Origin of the sequence: Amycolatopsis sp. lyj-346, from assembly GCF_046548975.1 — a bacterium.
GTDB lineage: Bacteria > Actinomycetota > Actinomycetes > Mycobacteriales > Pseudonocardiaceae > Amycolatopsis.
In genome coordinates, this window is record NZ_JAJPWT010000086.1 from 1 (window position 1) to 512 (window position 512).

General features: G+C 72.7%; 1 protein-coding gene. It reads right to left on the reverse strand.

Annotated elements, in window-relative coordinates; translation table 11 throughout:
* Positions 1-224 precede the first annotated feature (224 nt).
* Positions 225-512 (reverse strand): hypothetical protein (locus ACLJQE_RS44830; RefSeq protein ID WP_410645947.1); only part of this gene is annotated, 288 nt, incomplete at its 5' end.

The window sequence follows — 512 nt, forward strand, 5'->3', positions numbered from 1 at the left end:
GATGGCCGACATCGGCCCCCGGCTACTGCGGCGGCAGGACCGCCCGGGGCTCGCCCGAGTCGTCAACCTGGCGACCAGGCCGCTGGCGGTCATCACCCGTCTCGGCGAGCGACGGCTCGTTCCGCTCGCCGATCCGAACCGCGTCAGACCGGAATAGTCCGGGAGCCCGTGGACGAAGCCGCTGCACCCCGCATCGGGCGGCGGTGGACCACCGTGCCGCCGCTCTACCTCGTCGAGGGAGCGGCCACAGGCGCGGTCGCCGTGCCGACGACCCGGCGTATCAGGTCGAAGATTTCGAGGGAGAGCACGCCCTCGTCGTGAAAGGACCGCAGGGCGGGATCGTCGCCGGGGTCGAGTGACCTGGCCTCCTCCCACATCGCTCGCTCATCGGCCCGCCAGGCGGGGCGGTCCAGCACCTCGACGTCGTCGAAACCCGCAGCCGTCAGCCCGGCGCCGAGGTCGACCCGTCGCAGGTGGTCGGGCAGCCGATCGCCGTCCTGGTCCAGGGACTC